At 35.7% G+C, this 24522-nt stretch carries 16 protein-coding genes and 1 pseudogene; 5 read left to right on the forward strand and 12 right to left on the reverse strand.

The genetic code is table 11. The features are described 5' to 3' along the window. Nucleotides 1–86 precede the first annotated feature (86 nt). The 10 genes and pseudogenes from GSA01S_RS00350 to GSA01S_RS00400 all read right to left on the reverse strand — a co-directional run bounded on the left by GSA01S_RS00350 (nucleotide 87) and on the right by GSA01S_RS00400 (nucleotide 14703). Complete coding sequence (locus GSA01S_RS00350) at nucleotides 87–1394, reverse strand: HdeD family acid-resistance protein (RefSeq protein WP_066123514.1); 1308 nt, start codon at nucleotides 1392–1394, stop codon at nucleotides 87–89. 157 nt (nucleotides 1395–1551) lie between these two features. Next, entirely contained in the window at nucleotides 1552–2682 is a 1131-nt protein-coding gene (locus tag GSA01S_RS00355) for an AI-2E family transporter (RefSeq protein WP_066123518.1), read from the reverse strand. A 384-nt stretch (nucleotides 2683–3066) separates the two neighbouring features. Next, complete coding sequence (locus tag GSA01S_RS00360) at nucleotides 3067–5958, reverse strand: insulinase family protein (protein WP_066123522.1); 2892 nt, start codon at nucleotides 5956–5958, stop codon at nucleotides 3067–3069. A gap of 155 nt (nucleotides 5959–6113) precedes the next feature. Next, nucleotides 6114–7166: a LysM peptidoglycan-binding domain-containing protein gene (locus tag GSA01S_RS00365; RefSeq protein ID WP_066123525.1), complete on the reverse strand. Its 1053-nt coding sequence runs from the start codon at nucleotides 7164–7166 to the stop codon at nucleotides 6114–6116. 928 nt (nucleotides 7167–8094) lie between these two features. Continuing rightward, a pseudogene (locus GSA01S_RS00370) lies at nucleotides 8095–8790 on the reverse strand (alpha/beta family hydrolase). Nucleotides 8791–9029: 239 nt separating this feature from the next. Further along, complete coding sequence (locus GSA01S_RS00380) at nucleotides 9030–10178, reverse strand: glycosyltransferase family 4 protein (protein ID WP_066123533.1); 1149 nt, start codon at nucleotides 10176–10178, stop codon at nucleotides 9030–9032. A 357-nt stretch (nucleotides 10179–10535) separates the two neighbouring features. Continuing rightward, nucleotides 10536–11507 (reverse strand): class 1b ribonucleoside-diphosphate reductase subunit beta, encoded by a 972-nt coding sequence (gene nrdF / locus GSA01S_RS00385; RefSeq protein ID WP_066123535.1) that lies wholly within the window; start codon nucleotides 11505–11507, stop codon nucleotides 10536–10538. A gap of 100 nt (nucleotides 11508–11607) precedes the next feature. Continuing rightward, nucleotides 11608–13785, reverse strand: a complete 2178-nt coding sequence (gene nrdE, locus GSA01S_RS00390) for a class 1b ribonucleoside-diphosphate reductase subunit alpha (protein ID WP_245631231.1) — start codon at nucleotides 13783–13785, stop codon at nucleotides 11608–11610. Further along, nucleotides 13760–14143: a class Ib ribonucleoside-diphosphate reductase assembly flavoprotein NrdI gene (gene nrdI, locus GSA01S_RS00395; RefSeq protein ID WP_066123539.1), complete on the reverse strand. Its 384-nt coding sequence runs from the start codon at nucleotides 14141–14143 to the stop codon at nucleotides 13760–13762. Before nrdI ends, nrdE begins: the two co-directional genes overlap by 26 nt. A gap of 98 nt (nucleotides 14144–14241) precedes the next feature. Beyond that, on the reverse strand, nucleotides 14242–14703 hold the full coding sequence (locus tag GSA01S_RS00400; RefSeq protein ID WP_066123542.1) for an NUDIX domain-containing protein: 462 nt from the start codon (nucleotides 14701–14703) through the stop codon (nucleotides 14242–14244). A gap of 163 nt (nucleotides 14704–14866) precedes the next feature. Here GSA01S_RS00400 and GSA01S_RS00405 point away from each other — a divergent pair, with 163 nt between their 5' ends. From GSA01S_RS00405 to GSA01S_RS00415, 3 genes are read left to right on the forward strand one after another with little or no spacing between them, the layout of a single operon-like run. Beyond that, nucleotides 14867–15310, forward strand: coding sequence for a CopY/TcrY family copper transport repressor (locus GSA01S_RS00405; RefSeq protein WP_066123544.1), 444 nt, complete (start codon nucleotides 14867–14869; stop codon nucleotides 15308–15310). Nucleotides 15311–15331: 21 nt separating this feature from the next. Beyond that, entirely contained in the window at nucleotides 15332–15538 is a 207-nt protein-coding gene (locus GSA01S_RS00410; protein WP_066123546.1) for a heavy-metal-associated domain-containing protein, read from the forward strand. A 33-nt stretch (nucleotides 15539–15571) separates the two neighbouring features. Then, nucleotides 15572–18061 (forward strand): heavy metal translocating P-type ATPase, encoded by a 2490-nt coding sequence (locus GSA01S_RS00415; RefSeq protein WP_066123549.1) that lies wholly within the window; start codon nucleotides 15572–15574, stop codon nucleotides 18059–18061. Nucleotides 18062–18242: 181 nt separating this feature from the next. Here the strand turns inward: GSA01S_RS00415 and GSA01S_RS00420 are convergent, their stop codons facing one another. Both GSA01S_RS00420 and GSA01S_RS00425 read right to left on the reverse strand, forming a co-directional pair. Next, a complete protein-coding gene (locus tag GSA01S_RS00420; protein WP_217994617.1) occupies nucleotides 18243–19265 on the reverse strand; it encodes a glycosyltransferase family 4 protein in 1023 nt (340 codons plus the stop codon). 326 nt (nucleotides 19266–19591) lie between these two features. Beyond that, a complete protein-coding gene (locus GSA01S_RS00425; RefSeq protein ID WP_066123557.1) occupies nucleotides 19592–21340 on the reverse strand; it encodes an LPXTG cell wall anchor domain-containing protein in 1749 nt (582 codons plus the stop codon). Nucleotides 21341–21525: 185 nt separating this feature from the next. Between GSA01S_RS00425 and GSA01S_RS00430 the strand changes: the two genes are divergently transcribed. Next, nucleotides 21526–23157 carry an ABC-F family ATP-binding cassette domain-containing protein gene (locus GSA01S_RS00430; RefSeq protein ID WP_066123561.1) on the forward strand — a complete coding sequence of 544 codons (1632 nt, stop codon included), beginning with the start codon at nucleotides 21526–21528 and terminating at the stop codon, nucleotides 23155–23157. A gap of 36 nt (nucleotides 23158–23193) precedes the next feature. Then, complete coding sequence (guaC, locus tag GSA01S_RS00435) at nucleotides 23194–24168, forward strand: GMP reductase (RefSeq protein WP_066123565.1); 975 nt, start codon at nucleotides 23194–23196, stop codon at nucleotides 24166–24168. The last annotated feature ends 354 nt before the right edge of the window (nucleotides 24169–24522 follow it).

Genomic DNA, 24522 nt, shown 5'->3' on the forward strand with positions numbered 1-24522 from the left:
CTACTTCTGGTCCACTCGCAACTATGCGGGGGTAGGCCGACGAAGCGAAAATTATTCAATTTTCTACTTCTGGCCCACTCCCATACTTAAGGTTTTTCATTTGATAATAGCAACATTGAGTCTTTTAAAACCGGGTTGTGAACGGTTTTCCCAACTACAATAGAATTAGGTTTTTGAAATTCTTTTTCAAAATAATCATAATAGGTTCCTGGGGCTAAAATCCCCACCATGGCTAATAAATCCAAGCCGCTGGCCCCAATCAATTGGTCGGCCAACAACACACAATTCGTCCCTAAAACAAAATACGTTTTATAGCGAGAGCTTTTAAATTTAAAAGTTTCTACTTTATATTTTTGGGTCATTTTACCCAGATAACTGGCTAATTGTGTAGGTGAAGTAGGTTCCCAAGCTTGAGTATTCTTTAAAATATCATTTAAAATCTTTTCAAAATCAACTTCTTGAGCAGCAGTTAATACGACTCGATATTCAAATAATGTTTTATTATCCTGTAAACAATAGTCGATATAATCTTGGTCGTCTAAGCTAAATAATACACCCTCACCAATTGCACCCAATAATCTCTCAGAGTCGATATCATAATTGCCATAGGCATAGACGCGCCCTTTATAACTTAAATCAACATGCCCCATCTGATTAAAACCGTCTTCCCCCACATGAATAAACACTTTCAAAACAGGTTGTCTATCAGTTTCCTTCAATTCTGGGCTATTCCACTCACTCATTGATAATTCTTCTTGAATAAAGTGATTAATCTTATCTAACATTTTTTTAGGTAAAAGGATTGTAAAAATAACCGGTAGCGGAACACGAATTCGCCGTTTTACTCTTGTTTTTGTTCTTTGCGAAAGATAATAGTCCCGAGCATCCATCAAGATTGTCAACCCAATGAAAACTAAATAAAAACCTAATCTAGTTACGACGCCGTCGACTGTCTCACTACTTTCTATCGCAATACTGGCCACTCCCCAAATTAAATTAATCACACTGGCCAAAAGAATACCAACGCGTCCCGATACGCGATCTCGCCTCAATAATAACCAACTAATAAATATCGAAACCCCTATGAAAAGTTGATAATAACCAATAGCTTTTGATAAAAATGCTGGCCAACTTAATCGAAAAAAATAAATCAAAAAGGCAAGCACCCAATCACTCGCACCGGTAATTAATAAAACAAGCCTTTGTTCAAAATTGCGTTCACGCTTAGGCACAACTACTTTGACCAATCGGCCGATTCCGATAACAAGCAACACACTAGAAAATAAAATTGAGATGTTCACCACAAATAATTGCTTTTCGATAATTAAAAAAAGGCCAACAATAATCCATAATAAACCGGATATAAGATAACTATATTTCTCAACTTGTTTCACTTTAATCCCCTCTCTTAAAATTTTCCAAAATTACAAAAAAGACTTTCACCATTGTAAGATGCTTTTTGAATCGACAATACTGCTGTAGTAACTTTTGCCGGTATTTGCTTTTCAGCTTTCTTATCACTTTGATGAAAGTCCTTTTATTCTATATAGATTAAGTTAATGTTTGGTTTGCTAGTCGCTTACGTAAATCATCACGGAACAATTTATACAGCGCTGCTGCTATTGGGACTGCTACAAACATTCCAAAGATATTCGCAATAGCACCCCCAATTGAAATAGCAACCAATACCCACATCGGTGGTAAACCAACCGAACCGCCCACTACACGAGGATAAATCAAATTCGATTCAACCTGTTGTAAGACAATAATGAAAATAACAAAGATAAAGGCTTGTGAAACCGACTGAGTTAAAATTAAAACTATCCCAATGATGGCACCAATAAATGCCCCAACCAAAGGAATCAAAGAGGTACTCCCTATCATAATACTCACTGTTGACGCATATGGTAATCTTAAAACTAACATGCCAACGAAACTCAAACCACCTAATATTACCGCTTCAATTGTTTGACTAACGATAAACCCTCTAAAAGATTGATTAAACACATCGATAGTCGCTTCTATCGTTTGATACCAATCCGGTACATACGCTTTTAATACATTGGTAAATTGAACCGATAGTTTATCTTTACTAATTAACACATAAATAGAGAAAACAATACTCATAAACACATTAATAACTGTCGAGAAAATACCCGTTGCTGATGTTAAGATACCTAACAGTAAATTCCCAATAGAGTTTAGAATTTGTTGCACATACCCGGTAATCGTTGAAGCAATATCAACATTCCCACTCGTATCACCTTGGATTAAACCAATGATTTGCTTAATGATTCCATTATCTTCCATTGATTTAAACATTTGTTGAATCGTTTTTGGATCAATTGAAAGTAATGACTGAACCGCTCGAATTAATTCTGGAATTACAATCCCCAAAATAACGATAATGGCGATCGCAAATGTCAAATAAGCTAAAAAAAGACTTAAATTCCGTTTAATCTTTAAGATTGGTTGAAATGATACAAATCGTGTTATCAAATTTTCATAACCATCCATTAGGATATTGACAATATAAGCAATCATCGCACCCACAAAAAAAGGTTTGGAAGCATCAAATACCGTCATTAATATTTCTTCAGCTGCTCCCCAATAACGATATACAACATAAATAGAAGCTAAAATTAAGCCCCAAACTAAAACTTTTTGTCGATTGATTTTCATAATAACTCCTTCACTTGTCTTCTATTTTATTATAGCTAAAGATGCAAATAGTAAGCAAGTATGTTTCATTTAATTTTACAATCGCCTTAATAAAAAAAGAGTGGGCAAAGGAAAATCCACTTGCCACTCCCAAAAGGCTCTCTATTAACTTACTTAATTTACCGAGGCTGGGCAAAAACTTTTTAAGTTCTGTTCAGACATATCAATTTATTTCAAAGCGCAGTGGCTGAGTGGTCTCAATCTGCTTCTCTAGACTTGTTTGAGACCTACTCAACTGTGCGGGGGTGGGCAGACGCAGCGAAAATCGACTGATTTTCTACTTCTTGCCCACTCCCTTCAAGCTTAATATAAAGCAAGTTGTTGATTATTCAATTTATTTAATCATCAATATAATTCGTGAATAACATCAAACTGTTCTTTCACTGCTTCAATTTGTGCTTTATTACCAATCACCGCTATCGCAGGATTTTGTAATAAGGTTTGATAAGTTGCTCGTAAACGATGAAGTTTATCTACAGTAGTCGCTAATACCTCTTCTTTAATTTGTTTACGCTCCGCTTGATCGACACCAATATGATAATAAACAAATGCCATGTTCCCTTTGTCAGCTGCTGACATCGGTTGATTTAAATCACTCATCGTACCAATCATGTATTTTAATAAATCCATCTCATTAATTTCCAACTGTTCAATGAAACGCGGAATATCATGATAAACATTAAGCGTTTGAGTAATATTAGGATCACGATAACTTGCTAATGTCAACGAACCATTACGTCTTAAATTATACATCGCTCCATAAGCGCCACCTTTTACACGAATATTATTCCATAAATAATCATAACGCAAGGCTTTGCCTAATACATGGTACTCTCCCGATAACTTGAACGCTTCCGGTAAGACCGCTGCTAATCCAACATAATTAACATCTTGAGCTGTCACAAAGGCTTCTTTTTGTTGAATACCAGGTTGATACGTTTGTTTAGCTCCTATGGCTTCAGTTGGAAGGTCAGCAAATGTTGTTTCAATTCTATTAGCTAAATGAACTTTACGTTCTTCATCCCCAATATAAAAGACATTGAGACGTGTTTGGTTGCCAATGCGACGATATAAAGATACTAATTTTTCTACAACTTGATGAGCATTTTCAGATTTAAGTTGTTTCAAAACATCTTTCAAGAAACGGTATTGATCAATACCTCCAATTATTTCCGCTAATTTTGCTGTTGCATTCACTTGACTTAAGGCACGTTGCGAAGCTAAAGCGTGGGCTTGATAATCAATTTTATTCTCAAAACCTGAAATCGCTCGTTGTACAATTTTAATAATTTCTTCAACATCATCAAATTGTGTATGAAGGGTCAATTCATGCATTAACTCAATCAAATGATGATCCATCTCTTCTAAAGCTTTACCACGAACAACAAAATAAGCTTTATTGTCGCCCTCTTGCTCATAAACTTGCACAGCACCACCCACACCACCGGTGTATAAATCAATTTTAGTTAATAATTCTTTACTTGAATAGTGTTTAGTTGGTAATTTACCTAATAAACGTGATAAAAGGTTTAACCAAATAAAATCATCTGCAGTAAAATCTTCAATATTGAACAAGATATCTAAATAATCAATACCAGCGGTAAATTGTGGTGCATGATAGAACTGATTGCCATTAGATAAAGTCGCTACTTCTAAAGGATATTCTTCCGTTTCAGTCGTTAAATCCTCTTTAGCTAGAGCCGGTATCTTCGCTAAATCTTCTGCGGTATCGGGCGTACTTTGACGTTCAATTAAAGCTTGTGTGGTCGCTACTAATTCATTAATTTCAGCTTCAGATAAACTGGCTTTATACCTTTGTAAGGATTCATGTAAAGCTTGTTCTTGTCTATCATTTAATCCTGGATCGGCTTTTAATGAAACGGTCGCACGATGATCATTCTCTAATAAATAAATTTGAACCAGTTCTTCAAAATAACCATTTTCAAATTTTTCACGTAATACACTCAAGTAACGATCAAATTCTAGATTATCCATCGGATTAAAATCATATAACCATGTTTGGAATGCTGTCATCGCATATAAAACACCACGTGGATTACTTTCTGAGATAACTAACTCTTTTTGACGAAATGCGATTTGATTTAAAGCAGCTTCAATTAATTCTTTTTCTACACCTTCGTCTACTACCTTTTGTAAAGCATTCATCACGATGTTTTCAAATTCTTTTAGTTTATCAACAGAGGTATATTTAGCGACAATATTAATCATGCTAAAATAGCCAATTTGATCACGATCAGCACTAATATCCCCAGCAATTCCCGCTTCTAATAAAGCTTTTTTTACAGGCGCTTGATTATTTCCAAATAACACATCCATCACGACATCTAAAGCAAAGCCTTCTAAAATATCTTCCGCTACATTCGAATGCCAAGCAAGAGCTAAATAATCTTTATCAGTCGGATCTTCACCATCAGTAATTGAATACGTTGTTTCAATATTAGCATTTTTGACAAAAGGTACATCAATGGCTAGGTCAACTTGTTCTGCGTCTCTACCTGCTCCTTCGAAATATTCTTCTAACATACTAAACGCTTTGTCATCATCTAAATCCCCATATAAAACCGTCATTGATTGACTTGGATGATAGTATTTTTGATGGAATTCAATAAACTCTTCTTGTGTTAATGAAGGAATGGCACTTGGCAAACCTCCAGACTCGTAAGCGTATAAAGTATTTGGATATAAAGCTTTCACAATTTCAAAGTAAAGACGTTGCTCGGCTGAAGCCGTTGCACCTTTCATTTCATTGTAGACAACCCCTTTATAGATTAAATCATCTTCAGGTTTTTCTAAATGATAATGCCAACCTTCTTGTTGTAATATTTGATTATCGGTATATAATTTCGGTTGAAAAACAGCGTCTAAATAAACACTCATTAAATTTTCAAAATCTTGTTGATTCGTCGAAGCAATAGGATAAATGGTTTTATCTGAGAAGGTCATTGCATTAACAAAGGTGTTCAAAGAACCTTTGATTAATTCTACAAAAGGTTCTTTCGACGGATATTTTTTTGAGCCATTTAAAACAGAATGCTCTAAAATATGCGCAATCCCATTGTCATTATAGGGTGGTGTCTTAAACCCAATAGTAAAAGCACGGTTGGGGTCATCATTTTCAATGCGTAATACTTGGGCTCCGGTTTCTTCATGTTGATACAATTTACCGGTTGATTGTATATCAGTTAATGATCTGGTTTCTATTAATTTAAATGTCATATACTCTTTTCGCTCCTTTTTTACTTACAGTCTATTGTAGCCTTTTCTGAATCTTTAGTAAACTAATTTAACTAGCAAAAAAGGTAGGATATTCAGTATAAAAACTCAATCATCCTACCAGATTTTATTAAAATTAAATTGTTAGGTAAATACGCTTAGTACCAACCATTTGCTTGCCAGAATGCTAATGCTGCTTCCCATGAACCGTAACGATTTAAGACATATTCATCCGCTACACGCTCTTGATTTTCACGTGAAAAATCACCATTTAAGTATGATGCTGTTAATTGGTAACGTCCATAATAAGTTTGAGTTGGGTTCCAAATTTCATATTGTCCACCTGACTCACGCATTGCAATCCATTCTTTGGCATCAGAAATAATTCCACCATATTCGTTGTATTGGCCACCATTTGTTGCAGGTGCAGTTGTTGTTTCTTCGACGACTGCTTCTGTTTCTTCTACAATGGGTGCTGCGGTTGTTTCTTCAACAACTGCTTCGGTTTCTTCCACAACGGGCGCTGCGGTTGTTTCTTCTACTAACGCTTCTGTTTCTTCCACAACGGGCGCTGCGGTTGTTTCTTCTACTAACGCTTCTGTTTCTTCTACAACGGGTGCTGCAGTTGTTTCTTCGACTAATGCTTCTGTTTCTTCTGCGACTGGCGCTGCGGTTGTTTCTTCGACTAACGCTTCTGTTTCTTCTACAACGGGCGCTGCGGTTGTTTCTTCGACTAATGCTTCTGTTGTTTCAACTGCCGGTGTTTCAACCCATTCAGGGGTTTCATCAACATAATAAGTTGGTTCTGTTGCTACGGTTTCTTCCACAACGGGTGCTTCAGTCACTTCAGCTAAAACTTGTGTTTCTTCTACTAAATCATAAGTATAAGCTTGATCTGTTGCATTATCTACATAGGTTACTGTTTGGTTTGTATCATCAAAATATAACACAGATCCCGCTGTGATAAAGTCTGCATCCGCAATTGCATTAAAGTTTGCTAATTGATCAACTGAATGACCTGTTGCTTCAGCAATTGTACTTAAAGTGTCACCCCATTGGATAACATATAAGCCATCTTCATTATTTGCTAATGTTTCTTTTACTTGATTAACTGAACGATGAGTCCAAGTTTGTGCTCCTACTGTATTTAAGTTAAACGCTAAGGTCGATGCTAACATCGTCGCCGCAGCTATTCTTAATGATTTCTTCATATATAAATTCTCCTTTTATAGAAATTGGGCATTAAAATCCCAAAAATCTTATCACAGTATTATTCTACAATAAGATGAGGAGGATATCAGGAAATAAGGCAAACTGTAAGCCATCTTTAACGTTACTGTCTGTTATTGTTATTGAAGTGTAATATAAAACGGCTCATTTTAGCGTTTTGTAATCATTCTGTAACATTAAATCCACTTAAAATTTACAAACTCCTTGAAATATGTCCTTAAAATAGCCTCAATTTTACAAAAGCTATGTTTTTGTTGTCATATTTTTATTCATAAGTTTAAGTAGCGTACACACATATGCTCGATTACATCCTAAATCTTTACTGCGCTTTATTAATATTTGTATTGTCACCTTTCAGATACCTGTTCAAAACGGACATTTTTTTACTTTTTTTCGAAAATTTTGGCGAAAATTACCCGAAAAATTTTTATTTTTTGAAAATCGAAAAAAACCCGTTCAAAACGAACAGGTTAGATTGAGTTTCTAATATCCAAGATTAGTTACTTACGACATTTTTACATCATGAGTGAAATATAAACTTCTATTTTTTTGCTTGTTTAAATTGAGCGACATTCCATGACAACGGTTGGTAACCATTCTTTCAACATCAAATCTAATTGATCCATTGGTACTTATATGGTTCCCTTAGAAGTTTTAAACTTTTTCAAATCTTCTTCAAATTAACCCATCGCTTTTCTTCCTAGATAAATTCCTAAATGACTTTTGAATGCAGCCAAATGATTCAAGTTCTTTCCTTTCTGATATATTGCATTTCATAAGCGACGCGTCCTTCTCAATCTGGCACAGCTTCTAGTATCCTTTCACGATACTGCAATAATTTTTGTCACGCTTCATCCGTTTATTGTTCAAAATATTGTTTAACTTCTGCCATCATCTACTTCACTCATTTTATTTAGAAAACATTTGACAAACTTCGTCCGCAACTTGTTGCCATTGATTTTCTTTATTAATGGTGGCGACACCGTCTCCCTTTTGAAAGCCATAATCCCCAAATTGACTATGATTTCCTCCATCAATGACCACCTTCTGCGTCGTAGCTGGTAGACGTATATCGGCATTATCATAATTTTCTCGATTAATCACCTGATCCTGATTGCCTACGATGGACAAGACCTTCATGATGCTATTAGATAAGTCTGTCCCTTCTGCAGGATAACTCGCTAATAAGACTAAGCCTTCAATATTAGAGTTAGACAATGCCGCTTGACTCGCGACGACACCACCCAAAGAGTGTCCCATTAAGATAACATTTTGTAATTGTTCGCGTTCTATGATGTTTTGTGGCTGATTGATACCAAATATAGGTAAATCAAACTAACTATCCATTATATAAATATCAAACCCTTTTTCCGCGATTGAAGCTGCTAATGGTAAATAAGCTTTTGCATCAACTAAAGCTCCTTGATACATGATTATGGTGGCTTGTTCATTGGGAACATCCACAAACCAACCATATTCATCCTGTGTCATATTATTTTTGACAACTACATCTTCAGCAGTATATCTTAAATTGTAATACCCCAAAATAAGGGTAAGTATTAATCCCACAAAGATAATACCCAGAATTTTTAAAAATTTTTTCATCGTTTCAACCTACTTTTATTTAATTTCTATCATTATAACACTCATAGCGTTTTAACCTATAGAATTTGCGATTAAGCACTATCTAGCCACAAGACAGATATTTTTTTCATCGCAAAATAAATAGTAGTAATCATTTAATACTCAACAATATTTCGAATCAATTCAAATTCATCTAACAGAGGCTGTATGTTTGCATAACACTCTGTTCAATCGCTTTTTAATTCACTTCATATCTCAATCTAATTTGATGATTTCTGCATACGGCCATACTTAGTATCTGACAATTCAATCGCCTGACGATAGTAATCTAATAATAGATGACTTGCTTTAAGCCAAGTCTTTTCTTCAGCCACTCTTAATGCCGTTACTTTGATTCTTCTAACTCGTAATGGTAAATCTAATACATTTATTTTTTCAAGAAGGCTTTGAATATTTCCAGGTTCATAAACCAAACCTGAAATATTATCTTCTATTTGCTCTAAAGTTGGCCCGCTACTAGCTGCGATGACTGGTAAGCCACTAGCCATCGCTTCTGAGATAACTAAACCAAATGTTTCCGAAGTAGATGGGAATATAAAGGCATCTCCCGTTGCAAAATATGTGGCCAGTTCTTCACCTTGTTTAAAACCGTTAAATGTCGTCTTAGTCCCTGTAAATAGTTTTTCTAAATTTTCTCGTTCAGGACCATCACCCACAATAGATAAACAAACATCTTCTCGATAATTAAAAATTTCTCTTAATTGATGGAGACTTTTTTCTGCTGCTAAACGACCGACATAGACCAATAATTTTTGGTTTTCCAAACCAAAAGTTAACTTTTGATATAATGCTTCATCAAAATATTTTGGACTACGCATTGAAAGGTCCACACCACTCGGCATCGTGCCATCAACGGGAATACCTTGCTCTCGTAATTCGACTTGTAGTGATGTTGAGACGGTCAAATTCATATCAGAGCCAGTATGCCACAATTTAATATATTCCCATACAGCAGGCTTTAATAATGGTAAATTATAATGATCTAGGTACTGAGGAATGTGCGTATGGTAAGAAGTCAGCAGTGGAATCTGTAATTTTTTAGCATAATAAACCGCAGATGTTACCATCAAAAATGGATTCACCGCATGAACGATGTCCGGATTAAACTGTAAAAGAACTTCTCGTATTTTTCTAGAAGGTAGCGCCCACGGTCTAGATGGGTAAAAAGGTACCGTCACACTTTCTATTTTAGTGATGGGGATTCCATCATAATAATCTACTCCCAAATCTGGGGATACAATTAATATTTCATGGCCTAATTGTTTCATTATCCGAACCATTTGTCCCAATCGGGTACAAATCCCATCAGTTGCTGGAAAAAAAGTCTCAGTGACTAAAGCAATACGCATACTTCACACTCCTTGAATACTTTGATCGATACTTTCAGTTTACATTCCCTCTATTTAAACTAAGAAAAAAAGCCGTAAAATTTAAGTAAAGATAGTATTTTTTTCCATAATATTTTTGGAATTCCCATTAACTTTACATGATTTTATTATTGGAAAGTAAATTGTACGCCAATATCAGTGAGATGAGCTAGAAGTTGAAAATTGGAAGTTTGCTGTTCTGCCTACCTCCAACTTGACCGACATCGTCTGTAGGAATACTACCGCCTTATGCCCAAATGTTCTTTGTCTAAAAAAAACACCATTAGTACTCAAAATACATCTGAGTCACTAATAGCGTTGATTACTATATTAAATATTTTACTTCATCCATTGACGATAATCATTGTCTTCCATCGCTTCAACGGTTCCTAATAAATAACCATTCCCAACTTGAGAGAAGAAGTCATGATTACTGGTTCCTGTAGAAATACCATTCATTACAATTGGATCCACATCTTCTGCTGTATCAGGGAATAATGGATCAAACCCTAAATTCTGTAACGCTTTGTTCGCATTATATCGCACAAAAGTTTTAACTTTTTCTGTCCATCCAATCGCATCATAAATCATTTGAGTGAATTTCACTTCGTTTTGATATAAATCGTAAGTTAATTGATAAACCCATGCTTTTAATTCTTCTTGTTCTGCTTCGGATAATTTATCAAATCCTAATTGGAATTTATAGCCGATATAAGTCCCATGAACTGATTCATCACGAATAATTAATTTAATGATTTCCGCTACGTTTGCTAACTTATTGTTACCTAAATAATACAATGGTGCAAAAAATCCTGAATAGAATAAAAATGATTCTAATAATACACTGGCTGCTTTCGCTTGTAAATCCGTTCCATTTTTATATGCATCATTAATTTTAGAAGCTTTATATTGTAAAACTTCATTGGAATTTGTCCAATTAAAAATCGATTCAATTTCAGCTTTAGTATTCAATGTACTAAAGATTGAAGAATAACTTTTTGCGTGGACACTTTCCATAAACTGAATATTATTTAAGACTGCTTCCTCATGTTGAGTACGAATTGATTGACGTAGTCGCTCAATTGCATCTTCTGATTGTAAAGTATCAAGTAAAGTTAGTCCGCCAAAAACTTTGCCTATCATATCTTTTTCAGCAGCAGATAGTGTCCGCCAATCGTCTAAATCATTAGACAATGGGATCCGTGTGTCTAACCAGAATTGTTCGGTTAACTTTTCCCATGTTAATTTATCTACCATATCTTCAATCTGATTCCAGTTGATTGCGATATAGTTATTATTTTCTAATGTCATAATGTCCTCCTTAATGCTTTATCAAAAATACCGTTCAATTTAATTAAGCTTACTAACTGTCAGAGTATTTCTACTGCAACAGTTAGTATTCCTTAAAAGATTAAATTGAACATGACTCACATGCATTACTTCCTAACTCTTCGCCATCATCTGTAAAGGTACGGATATAGTAAATGGATTTAATGCCTTTATTCCATGCATAGTGACGTAATATATTCAAGTCACGCGTAGTCATTTTATTCGTTCGACCATTTTTCCATTCATACAATCCTTCTGGAATCTCACTTCGCATAAATAAAGTCAATGACATTCCTTGGTCAATATGTTTTTGTGCTGCGGCATAGACATCAATGACTTTACGCATATCAATATCGTAAGCCGATTTGTAATATGGTAGCGTGTCGTTTGATAATTGTGGAGCTGGATAATAGGTTTTACCCGTTTTCTTCTCTTGTCGCTCTTCGATTAAACGAGTGATAGGATGGAGTGATGCACTCGTCTCATTGACATAACTGATAGAGCCAGTTGGAGCAATCGCCATTCTATTTTGATGGTATAAACCAGTATCTTGAACCTTCGCTTTTAATTGAGCCCAATCTTCAGCCGTCGGCATTGGTACATGTTTCATAATTTGAGCTACTTTTTCATTTTCAATCGTAAATGGATTTTCGATATAACGATCGAAATATTCGCCAGTAGCATATTGAGATTTTTCAAAGTTATAGAATACTTCGCCACGCTCAGTCGCAATTTTATTACTTGCAACTAAGGTAAAGTAGTTCAAAGCATAAAAATACGCTTCGGTTAATTCAATCGATTCTGGAGAACCATAATGCATTTGATTTAAGGCAAATAATGTATGTAATCCCATACCACCTAAACCAATCGTATGAGCCTTATCATTTCCATTTTTTATCGTCGGAACCGCTTCAATACTTGAATTATCCGTCACAAATGTTAAAGCACGCACTGCCGCATCGACTGATTTTTCAAAATCAGGAGAATTTACCATGTTTGGAATATTGGTTGAACCAAGATTACAACTAATATCTGTTCCTAAAATTTCGTACTCTTGCTTATCATTGATAAGAGAAGGTTGTTGGACTTGTAAAATTTCAGAACATAAGTTACTCATCGTAATCATCCCATCAATGGGGTTACTACGGTTGGCGGTATCAATATTAATAATATATGGATAACCTGATTCTTGTTGTAATTTACTAATCTCATTTTCTAATTCACGAGCTGAAATTTTCGATTTACGAATTTCAGGATTATTAACGATATTGTCGTATTCCTCCGTGATGTCAACATATGAGAATGGTTTACCATAAATACGTTCAATATCGTAAGGGCTGAATAAATACATCGGATCATCATTCGCTGCTAATTCATAAAATTTATCCGGCACGACTAAACCTAATGATAAGGTCTTAACACGAATTTTTTCATCCGCATTTTCTTTTTTAGTTGATAAGAATGATACGATATCCGGATGGAAAACATTTAAATAGACGGCCCCTGCACCATTACGTTGCCCTAATTGATTAGAATAGCTAAAGCTATCTTCTAATAATTTCATGACTGGTACAACCCCACTAGAAGCATTTTCAATTTTCTTAATTGGGTCCCCTGCTGCACGTAAATTCGATAAGTTAACACCAACCCCACCGCCAATACGTGACAGTTGTAAAGCTGAGTTAATCCCACGACCAATACTATTCATATCGTCACTCAATTGGATTAAGAAGCATGAAACTAATTCTCCACGACGTTTACGTCCAGCGTTTAAGAATGTTGGCGTTGCTGGCTGATAACGTTGAGCAATCATTTCATCACGTAAAGTTTTAGCTAATTCTTCATCGCCATCTGCTAAATATAATGATGCAAAAACAATACGGTCTTCATAACGCTCTAAATAACGCTGCCCATCATTTGTTTTTAAGGCATACTGTGTATAAAATTTAAACGCAGACATGAACGATTTGAAGCGGAATTTCATCGCATAAGTATCTTTCATCATTTGCTTAACAAACTCACGCGAATACTTTTCTAAAAATTCACTTTCAAGATATTCATTATCTACTAAATACTCTAACTTTTCATCTAAAGTATAGAAAAAGACGGTATTAGGATTAACGTGTTCTAAGAAATAAGCACGAACCGCTTCTCTATCTTTATGCAATGGAATTTGATTATTAACCGGACGATTCAACTCATTATTTAATTTAAAATAAGTTATTTCTTTCGGCTTAGTCGCTAATACTGGTTTTTCCAAGTTTCTCCACCTCATCTTTTAATTTTTGAACATCACTTGGACGTCCTTGAAACTCAAATAACAATAATATCGGAACATTAAAATCATGACTGAGATCTTTCGCTGTAAAACAATAAAGTGAATTAAAGTTTAAATTACCGCTACCTGCCACGCCTTGAAGATAAGACTGATTATTTCCAGTCTCAACGAATTCCCATAATATATCTGTCACTTCTTTTTCATAAGTGGGTGCGACAATAATATAAGGCTCGTCTACTTCGACTATGGGCATATCAGGAGTCAATTCGATACTTGGCCAGTCTAATTTTTTTACAAATTTTCTAGTCTGTCCCGTTAATGACATATACACCACAAGCACCTTTGATTCCTCCTTTTGTACTTAATCATGATAACACCTAGTCTAGTAAAAGTAAACATAAGATTACTATATTTAGTATTAAAAAGAATTATCTAACACTATATGTTGTGTTTCCAGCCGATTTCTTGATAGTAAATGCCTTGGTCTAAATTATCAATAACAACGCGATTGTAATCGATAATTTGGTCAGTAAAATCCTCTTTTGCTAACCACAACATCTGGCTATTTTTATGCGGCTCCATAATTTGCACTTGTGTACTTTCTTGATCATTTACTTGGACCAAAAAATAAAAATCGTAATAAACTTGACCATCCGTATTTCGATGATTGATCGACTTAAATTCTAGACGTTTTAATTCGATATTTAATCCTGTCTCTTCCATCAGTTCTCTTTTTGCTGCCTCTTTGGCTGTTTCACCCGCCTCTACATGACCTGATGCGCCTAAATCCAGCATGCCATCTTGATAGCCGGTATTTTGACGTCGTTGAAATAAAAACTTACCATCTGGTCGTTGGATTAATAAAAAAACTGCACTTTTAGTTAAATAACGTTCTTTCATATTTTGTTTTACTCCTTCCAACTCAACAAACTTCTCTACTATCATACTCCAAAACTAACTTTTATGCTTATTTTAAACTTTTTAAGCATAACACTTGCAAATTTCAGGTTACAAGCGTAAACTAAAAACATAGGTTACAAATGTAAACAAGGGGGGTGGAATAATGGAACATACAACTATTACATCAGCTGAGTGGGAAATAATGCGTGTCGTCTGGTCAAAAGGCGCCTTAACTAGTCGTGAAATTATTGAGACTTTAACAAATATTTTGGATTGGAAAGAAGGGACGATAAAATCTTTGCTGAATCGCCTCGTTCAAAAAGGCTTCCTTAAACAAGATTCATCGGTTAAACCCATGCTTTATCAAGCAACTATAAGTGCTAAAGAAGCCCTACAAGCTGACTTAAACGAGATTATGGCTCGAAGTTGCACCAAAGATCGTGGACTTCATATTGAACAGCTCATTCAGCACGAAACATTATCTCAAGAACAATGTCAATTACTCATCCAATTGATTGAAGAAAAAATGAAAAATGCACCTGAAATCATAAACTGTCAATGTCCTCCGGGACAATGTACTTGCCAACATCACACAGCGGAAATTTAATAAAAGAAAGAGGAATGTATTATGAAAAAAGAATTTGCTATCGAAGGAATGGGTTGCCAACATTGCGTTCATTCAATTGAAAAAGCTTTAACGGAATTAGAAGGGGTTCATCATGTAGAGGTATCACTTGAAAAGAACAATGCAATCATTGAATACGATGAAACTTTACTAACTGAAAAAGATTTACAAGCGACTGTTGACGAAGCCGGATATGATTTAATTGTCTAAGTCCTAAAGCAATTAAATCAGAAGGAGGAAGACATGAAAGCTACTTATAATGTAAATGGAATGACTTGTGCGGCTTGTGCTAGTAAAATTGAAAGAAAACTTAATAAGTTGGATGGTGTGCATGAAGCCGTTGTCAATCTAGTGACCGAAAAAGCATCTGTTGACTTTGACGAACAAAAAATTGATTTTGACACCATGCAAAAGAGCATCTCTGACTTAGGTTATGAGCTCTACCAAAACACCACTGGTACAGTCCCTAACCATTCAAACGTTCAAAACTATCAGATTAGTGGGATGACTTGCGCGGCTTGTGCTAGTAAGATTGAAAGAAAAATTAATCAATTAGATGAAGTACAAGAAGCCAGCGTTAATTTAACTACTGAACAAATGACTATCATTTGGAAGAATCAGATTAACGAATCCTTAATCAAAACTACGGTAAATAATCTTGGCTACTCTGCCGAACCTATTTTATCCGCAGAAGACCAATATTTAGAAAATCTAACCAAAAAAGAAGCCGAAATGAAACAGAAGAAACGCCTGCTAATTCAAATGTCGCTATTTACCCTGCCGCTCTTTTATTTGACAATGGCGCCGATGGTGGGATTGCCTATTCCTGCTTTTTTAGACGCGCACCAGCATCCTAATGCCAATGTTATCACTCAATTGTTGTTAACTACACCGGTTTTATGGTTAGGTCGTCACATCCTTATTCGCGGTTTCAAAGCATTATGGCATTTAGCTCCTAATATGGATTCTTTAATTGCAGTCGGAACGAGTGCAGCTTTTATCCAAGGAGTTGTCATGACTTTTCTTATACTAACCAACCGCCTTCATAGCGAAGGTCATTTAGAACTTTACTTCGAATCGGCCGCGGTGATCTTAACGTTAATGACACTTGGAAAGTATCTTGAAGACATTGCCAAAGGCAAAACGAGTGCTGCCGTCAAAAACTTAATGGATTTAGCGCCAGAAGAAGCTCGTCGTGTAAAATCAGATGGACAAATCGAAACCATCCCGCTTTCGATGGTCAACATCGGTGATCACTTACTCGTGCGTCCAGGTGAAAGTTTAGGAGTGGACGGTCACATTATTAAAGGCGAATCAGCAGTTGATGAATCGATGATTACAGGTGAAAGTATCCCCATCAATAAAAAAGTTGGGGACACTGTAACGGGTGGAAGCATCAACAAAAATGGTTCCTTCACCTATGAAGTTACTAAAATCGGACAAGATACCTTAATTTCACAAATCGTGCGGCTCGTACAAGAAGCTCAAGGTTCAAAAGCAGAAATTGCTCGCTTAGCCGATACCATCTCGCTTTATTTTGTACCTACCGTCATCTTAATCGCCATCTTAAGCGGCTTAACTTGGTATTTCGTTCTAGGTTCAAGTCTTGATTTTGCCCTTAAAATTTTTATTAGTGTCCTTATTATTGCTTGTCCCTGTGCATTAGGTTTAGCTACACCAACTGCCATTATGGTAGGAACAGGAAAAGCGGCTCAAAATGGTATTTTATTTAAAAACGGTTCGGCTCTAGAATCATTGCACAAAGCAGACGCCATTTTATTAGATAAAACCGGAACTATTACGGAAGGAATCCCAACCGTAACCGACATCGTAACCACAGATTCTATTAATGCAGAGCAATTTGTTCAGCTGGTTTCAGCTGTTGAAGCCAGTTCTGAACATCCATTAGGTGAAGCGATTGTTCGTTATGCTAAAGATCATAACCTTCACACTCATTTAGAAGTTTCTGACTTCAATAGCTTCACTGGACAAGGTGTCGAAGCCACCGTTGATGAGCAAGTGGTATTAATTGGCAATCAAAGTTTATTTGAAGGCAAGGTCGAAATCCCTCAAGAAGCTTTACAACAAGCCCAAAAGATGGCTTCACAAGGTCGCACTCCAATGTATGTCGCTATCGATCAGCAATACGCGGGGATTATCGCTGTCGCGGACCCAATTAAAAAGCATAGTCAACAAGCGATTAAACAATTACAAGACATGAAACTACAAGTCTATATGGTAACCGGGGATAACCACCATACGGCTAATGCGATTGCGCAACAAGTCGGAATTAAACAAGTGTTTAGCGAAGTGCTTCCCGAAGATAAAAGTAATGTGGTGAAGAAAATTCAAGCGAAAAATCATAAAGTCATTATGGTAGGTGATGGAATCAATGATGCGCCTGCTTTAGCCATTGCTGATATCGGGATAGCGATTGGTTCAGGAACGGATATCGCTATTGAATCAGCCGACACTATCTTAATGAACAATGAATTAAGTGACGTGATTACCGCTATTGATTTAAGTCACAAAACCCTCCGTAATATTAAACAAAATCTTTTCTGGGCTTTCGCTTACAATGTCATTGGCATCCCGATCGCAATGGGAATTATTTTTGGACTCTTTAATGGTCCTTTACTCAACCCAATGGTCGCAGCTTTAGCAATGAGTTTTAGTTCGATTACTGTCCTATTGAATGCTTTGCGTTTACGCTTTTATCAGCCTGATAAATAAAAACGACAACACTTACAAGACTGGGCCAGCCGTAGAAGATGAGAGTTTTTCGCTTCGTCTGCTACACCAAGTCACATTGAAGAGGACCAGCATCATTCAATCATAAAATAAAAATAGGAATCTGCATTTAAGACGTATTGAACACACTTAATTCTGCAGATTCCTTTTATTATGTTTTAAATTATTCTACCCATCGTTTATAAAATCGAGTGTAATAATCATCCCAAAGTTGTGCAACATTCTCTTCAGAATAATCGGTGGCGATTTTATTTGATGCTGCTTTCGCTTTAGCCATTGTTTCAGGATTGGTCATCAATTCTTTAATATAGTCAACAAATGCTTCATTATTATTCGCTCTTAAATAATCAGTAAAGTAAATTTTTTCATACAAATCTAAATCTCTCACTAAAATCGGCAATCCGCTATTGACTGCTTCTAAAATTGAGACAGGAAACAGTTCATTATAAGATGTCGTTAGTAAAAGATCACACGCATTGTATAACTCATTCATTTGCTCACGGTCTACAATCCCGACAAATTTTACATTGGAAGGCGGATTTTTAATAACAGCCGTTAATTGATCATAGCCGTCGGTAATCTTTCCAAAACTAAACCCACCTGCCCAAATAAACTGCACTTCTGGTAACTGTTTAGCTATTTCAATAAAGTCAAGTACTCCTTTACGGGTTTGTACTTGCCCTACACTTATGACTGTAAATTTATCTAATGATAAATTGTGTTTTTTAAAGAGCTCACTCGGTTCATTAATCTCTTTTGGATAGAAATCTTTCGTCGCTACTACATTGGGGATATATGTTATTCGGTCTTTATCGATACCATAGTGCTTTAAAGGTTCGATAAAAATAGGATTCACCACGATTAACTCTTCTGCAGCTTTGTAAAAATGAATGAAGTAGTGATAAAAAAAAGATTGAACAATTTTAGGCAATTTGATGCTACCTTCTACTGTTTCAGGTAAAAAATGGACATGCATGCATGATGGCTTTTTCGATATTTTCATTTGCCAAAAACATTTGGGATGAATCGTATGAATATGATTAAAATCAGCCTCTTTCGCATTATTATAAGTTAGCTTTATTTTATCGGATAATTTTAATTCAATTAGTTTGATTAACTCAAAGTAGGCACTTCCGACACCTTGCCCTTTGACTTCCTCTCCTTTAGAGATCATGTTTATTATCAATCTATACGACTCCTTTGCTTGAGTTCTCTTTACTAAATTTAATTATACAAAATTTTTCCCGTTTTGTAGAGTTAGTTAATATTAAATTATGATTAAACTTTAAAAAACGAATAGGAGTGCGCAGGAAGTAGAAAATCGATTGATTTCCGCTTCGTCTGCCCACCCCAAAGTTTATTAGGTCATAAATGAGTCATTAAACGCAGTTTGAGTTAACTCTTATTATTTTGGTTTTTATTAAAAATGAGTCATATTATAACTAACAGGTAGACAAAGATTGACTTTGAACAGAGAAAGTCTATATCTCAAACACCAAAATTATTTAATGTCTATTTTCGCTTATTCTTAATAAGAATAAACCCTCCTCCGGCTAATATGAGTGCTACGATAACGATCCATAAAGAGTCTTGTTCACCCGTTTGTGGTAATAAACCTTTTTGAACTTGTTTTGTTTTACTCACTTGTAATGCTTGAGTAGTGGTTGGTTCTGATGTTGTTGACATTTCATGCGTTGTTTCGGTGGTGTCGCTCTGAACGGTCGTGGTATCCGTTTGATGACTTTGGTAATTTTCCAATAGTGTTTTTTCAATTGCTTCATAAGTCGTAACATTGGCTGCTGCTTCCCAATTTAATAACATCATCAGTAAAGGATCAATATGTTTTAATTGGGCGAGTGTCAGAGAAGTCTTAGTAGTTAAATTATTCATAGTACTCTCGAGCAATGGATCAAATAATTTAGGATAATTTTTATACGCTTGTTTAAACGGGTATGTGACATCATTACCTTGTAAATAAGCTTCTCGACTCCATTGAAGGAAGTCTTCATCTGGTATTTGACTTGCAATAGCTTGTGTCATTGGTGTATGGGCAATCGCAAATTCACGTAATGTGTTAGCCACATCATAAATTTGTTGGGTAGTGAATCTTTCGGGATAATACGTCACAAACGCTCTTCTGAACACTTTTAGATTATTATCATCGGTAGCAGTGAGTGGCAATCCTGTAATTTCACTAATCTTGCTTAATTCTTGTGACGTAATACTTGATAGTTGTTCGGCTGTAATATCCGTTCTTTCCAGTAGCTTTTGTCTAAACTGTCCTTCTTCGGTTTCTTCGGAAACTGAGGTGGTTTCTAATGTTAAGGTTGTTTCGTTTGTAGTTGTTTCTTCCGCTACCTTTTCTTCGACGGTTGTTTCATCCACTACACTTTCTTCAGATGTTTCGACGGACGTCGTATCGCTAATAGTCTCTTCAACGGTTGTGTCTTCTGTCTCTTCCGTTATACTTTCTTGACTCATTTCGACAGTGGTTGGTTCCGTTACCGTTTCTTCTGTTGCTTCAACTGAAGAATTTTTCACGGTGGTCGTTTCAAATAATTCGTCGGATAAGGTCGGTTCTGGTTCTTCCATGGTTGTTTCCACTGTTGTATCGACTTCGGTCACTGTGGTTGTTGATTCAGTTTCTGTTGTTTCAGCTTCGGTCACTGCGACTGTTGTATCCGGTGCAACAGTGGTTGTTTCTACCAAGGCGCTTTCAGCTGCTTTAACTGCAGCTCGTTCACCCTCTGATAATTTTCCATAATTAAGATCCACATTTGCTAAAACCTCTTGTATGGCTTTTGTCGCATCATCTGGATGGGCTTGTTTCGCACTATCATACTCAGAAATTAATACTTTTGGATCAACATTTTTTAACTCTTCTGCCGACTTTCCAGTCGTACTGATGATTTCCGCTAATATACTCTTAAATTTTGCTATTTCTGCAGAATCCGAAATCAATCCTAATTGCGAATAATGACTTGCAATGGAATGATAAATATCTTGCCATGGAGTTGCATTAGACGCCGATTCATAAAATTTTAAAAGATCTTCATTATCTACTTTTGCTAACTGTGTCTCTACAATGGGCTCTTGTGTTAAGAGGTTTGTTTTTATCTTAGCTAATATGGCTAATTTATCCTCTTGTGCGAATACACTATACCCATTTTCGGTATGACCAATGACATTTACAAAACTAGGAAAAAAACTTCCAAAAACCATTGTACTTAATGATACTATTACCATTTTTTTCAGTTTCATTTAAAATCCCTCCTCTTAGTATTTTCAGTATAAAAAATATTTGTGAAGTTTCTGAGAAAAATTCAAGCTAAATTGTATAAAGTTTTAGTTTCTTTTACTCGCTTTATGAATAATTTATGGTATGATATCTTTGGATGTTTTGGGTTTGCTCAAAACACATGAACCATAAAGGAGGAAATATCTGAATGATCAATGTTTCTAATGTCAGCTTACAATTTCCAGATCGTAAATTGTTTGATGAAGTAAACATTACATTTAACCCTGGCAACTGCTATGGTGTTATCGGTGCAAATGGTGCTGGAAAATCAACATTTTTAAAAATTTTATCTGGTGAGGTTACACCGACGACAGGTTCTGTTACGATGGATCCTAATGAGCGTTTAGCGGTATTAAGCCAAAACCACTATGGTTTCGAAGAATATAATGTCATTGAAACAGTCATGATGGGACACAAAGAGCTCTATGATGTAATGAAAGAAAAAGATGCTATCTATATGAAAGAAGATTTTTCTGATGAAGATGGTATTAGAGCGGGTGAACTAGAAGGTTTATTTGCTGAAATGGGTGGTTGGGAAGCTGAATCAGAAGCGAGCAATATGCTACAAGGTCTTGGTATCCCCACTGAAATGCATTACTCAAAAATGAGTGAATTAATTGAAGCAGATAAAATTAAAGTCTTACTAGCTCAAGCTTTATTCGGCAAACCTGATAATTTACTTTTAGACGAGCCGACCAACGGTTTAGATGCTCAGGCCATTGATTGGTTAAGTGATTTTATCCTTGACTTCCCGAATACCGTGATTGTCGTTTCTCACGACCGCCACTTCTTAAATACTGTGTGTACACATATGGCCGATGTGGACTTTGGTAAAATTAAAATTTATGTGGGTAACTATGATTTCTGGTTACAATCAAGTCAATTAGCTGCAAAAATGGCTGCTGACCAAAACGCGAAAAAAGAAGAACAAATCAAAGAATTACAAGCATTTATTGCGCGCTTCTCTGCGAACGCCTCTAAATCAAAACAAGCCACATCGCGTAAAAAATTATTAGATAAAATTACCTTAGATGATATTCAACCTTCTTCACGCCGCTATCCTTTTGTTGGATTTACCCCTGAACGTGAAATTGGTAATGATTTACTACGTGTCGAAGGATTATCAAAAACAATTGATGGTGAGAAAGTACTAGATAACGTTACTTTTACACTTCAACGTGATGATAAAGTAGCCTTTGTAAGTCGTAATGATAATGCTGTCACTGCATTCTTTAATATTCTTATAGGGGTTGATGAACCCGATTCCGGTACATTTGAATGGGGTGTCACCACTTCTCAAACATATTTACCTCGTAATTCTGGAGATGAATTTGACGGAGTAAATCTAAATATTGTAGACTGGTTAAGACAGTATGCTGCTAAAGAAGAACAAGATAATACCTTCTTACGTAGCTTCTTAGGCCGTATGCTTTTCTCAGGTGAAGACGTAATGAAACCTGTTAATGTGCTTTCTGGTGGTGAGAAAGTTCGTTGTCTATTATCGAAAATGATGTTATCTAAAGCCAATGTTTTAGTTATGGATCAACCGACGAACCACTTAGACTTAGAGTCTATTACTGCATTAAACGAAGGTTTAATTAAATTTAAGGGCGCAATTTTAATTGCTTCTCATGACTATGAAGTATTAAATACGACTTGTAACCGAGTAATTGAATTAACACCAACTGGCGCCTTTGACCGTATTAATACAAAATACGAAGAATACGTTGAAGATAAAGATTTACAACAACGTGTCGCAGCAATGTACCCAACAAAATAATCGTAAGATTAAATTAAAAGGAGTTATTTAGATAAAATGGAAGTTTTTGACTACGAAGATATTCAGTTAATCCCTAATAGATGTATTGTAAGTAGCCGTTCAGAATGTGATACCTCCATAAAATTTGGACCGCGCACATTCAAAATCCCTGTAGTTCCTGCTAATATGCAAACCGTAATCAATGAAGAATTAGCGATTTGGTTTGCTGAAAATGATTATTTCTACATCATGCACCGTTTTGATGAAGAAGGTCGTAAACCTTTTATCAAAATGATGCAAGATAAGGGCTTATTTGCTTCTATCAGTGTTGGTATTAAACCATATGAGTATGATTTCGTACGCGAATTAGTTGCTGAAAACTTAATTCCAGAATATACTACTATCGACGTTGCTCATGGGCATTCTGACGATGTCATTAAAATGATTCAATTCATCAAAAAAGAAATGCCTGATACATTCTTAATTGCAGGTAATGTCGCAACGCCAGAAGGTGTTCGTGAATTAGAATTAGCAGGTGCCGATGCTACTAAAGTTGGTGTAGGTCCTGGACGCGTATGTATTACTAAATTAAAAACAGGATTTGGAACTGGTGGTTGGCAATTAGCAGCAATTCGTTTATGTGCTAAAGCAGCGCGCAAACCTATTATTGCTGATGGCGGCATTCGTCATAATGGTGATATTGCTAAATCAGTACGTTTCGGTGCAAGCATGGTGATGATTGGATCGTTATTAGCCGCTCACGAAGAAAGTCCTGGTTTAACTCGTAAAATCGATGGTAAAATCTTTAAGGAATATTTCGGAAGTGCTTCTGAATTCCAAAAAGGTGAACGTAAAAACGTGGAAGGAAAAATTGAATTAATCCCAACGCGGGGACACTTATCTGACACCTTAATTGAAATGCAACAAGACTTACAATCTTCTATCTCTTACGCTGGGGGTAAAGATTTAGATTCTATCCGTAAAGTGGATTATGTAATTGTTCGTAATACCGTATATAACGGAGATAGATAAGCTAATAACAGGTGGGCGAGTAGTAAATTATTTGGTTTGCTACTCGCCCGCTTTTTACTATCTCCATTATTATGCTTATGACTTTCAATTTATTTTCTTCTTTATTGTAACGTTTATATGTTAATTACATTCAAATGTTGGAGATAACTTTCCTGATTCTTTTTTATTTTTTACAAATTAAAAAGAAGTCAAGTAAAACCTAAATATTTCTACATGACTTCATTTTGTTCTTAACAACAGTGGACATTAACTTGTTATACTCAGCAAATCCCATGTTCCTTAATTAAAAGCAGAATGTTTGAGACCACTTAACTGTGCCGAGCACAGACAAAGCGAAAATCATCTAATCTTCAA

The sequence above is a fragment of the Globicatella sanguinis NBRC 15551 genome (assembly GCF_001552295.1).
GTDB classification, from domain to species: domain Bacteria; phylum Bacillota; class Bacilli; order Lactobacillales; family Aerococcaceae; genus Globicatella; species Globicatella sanguinis.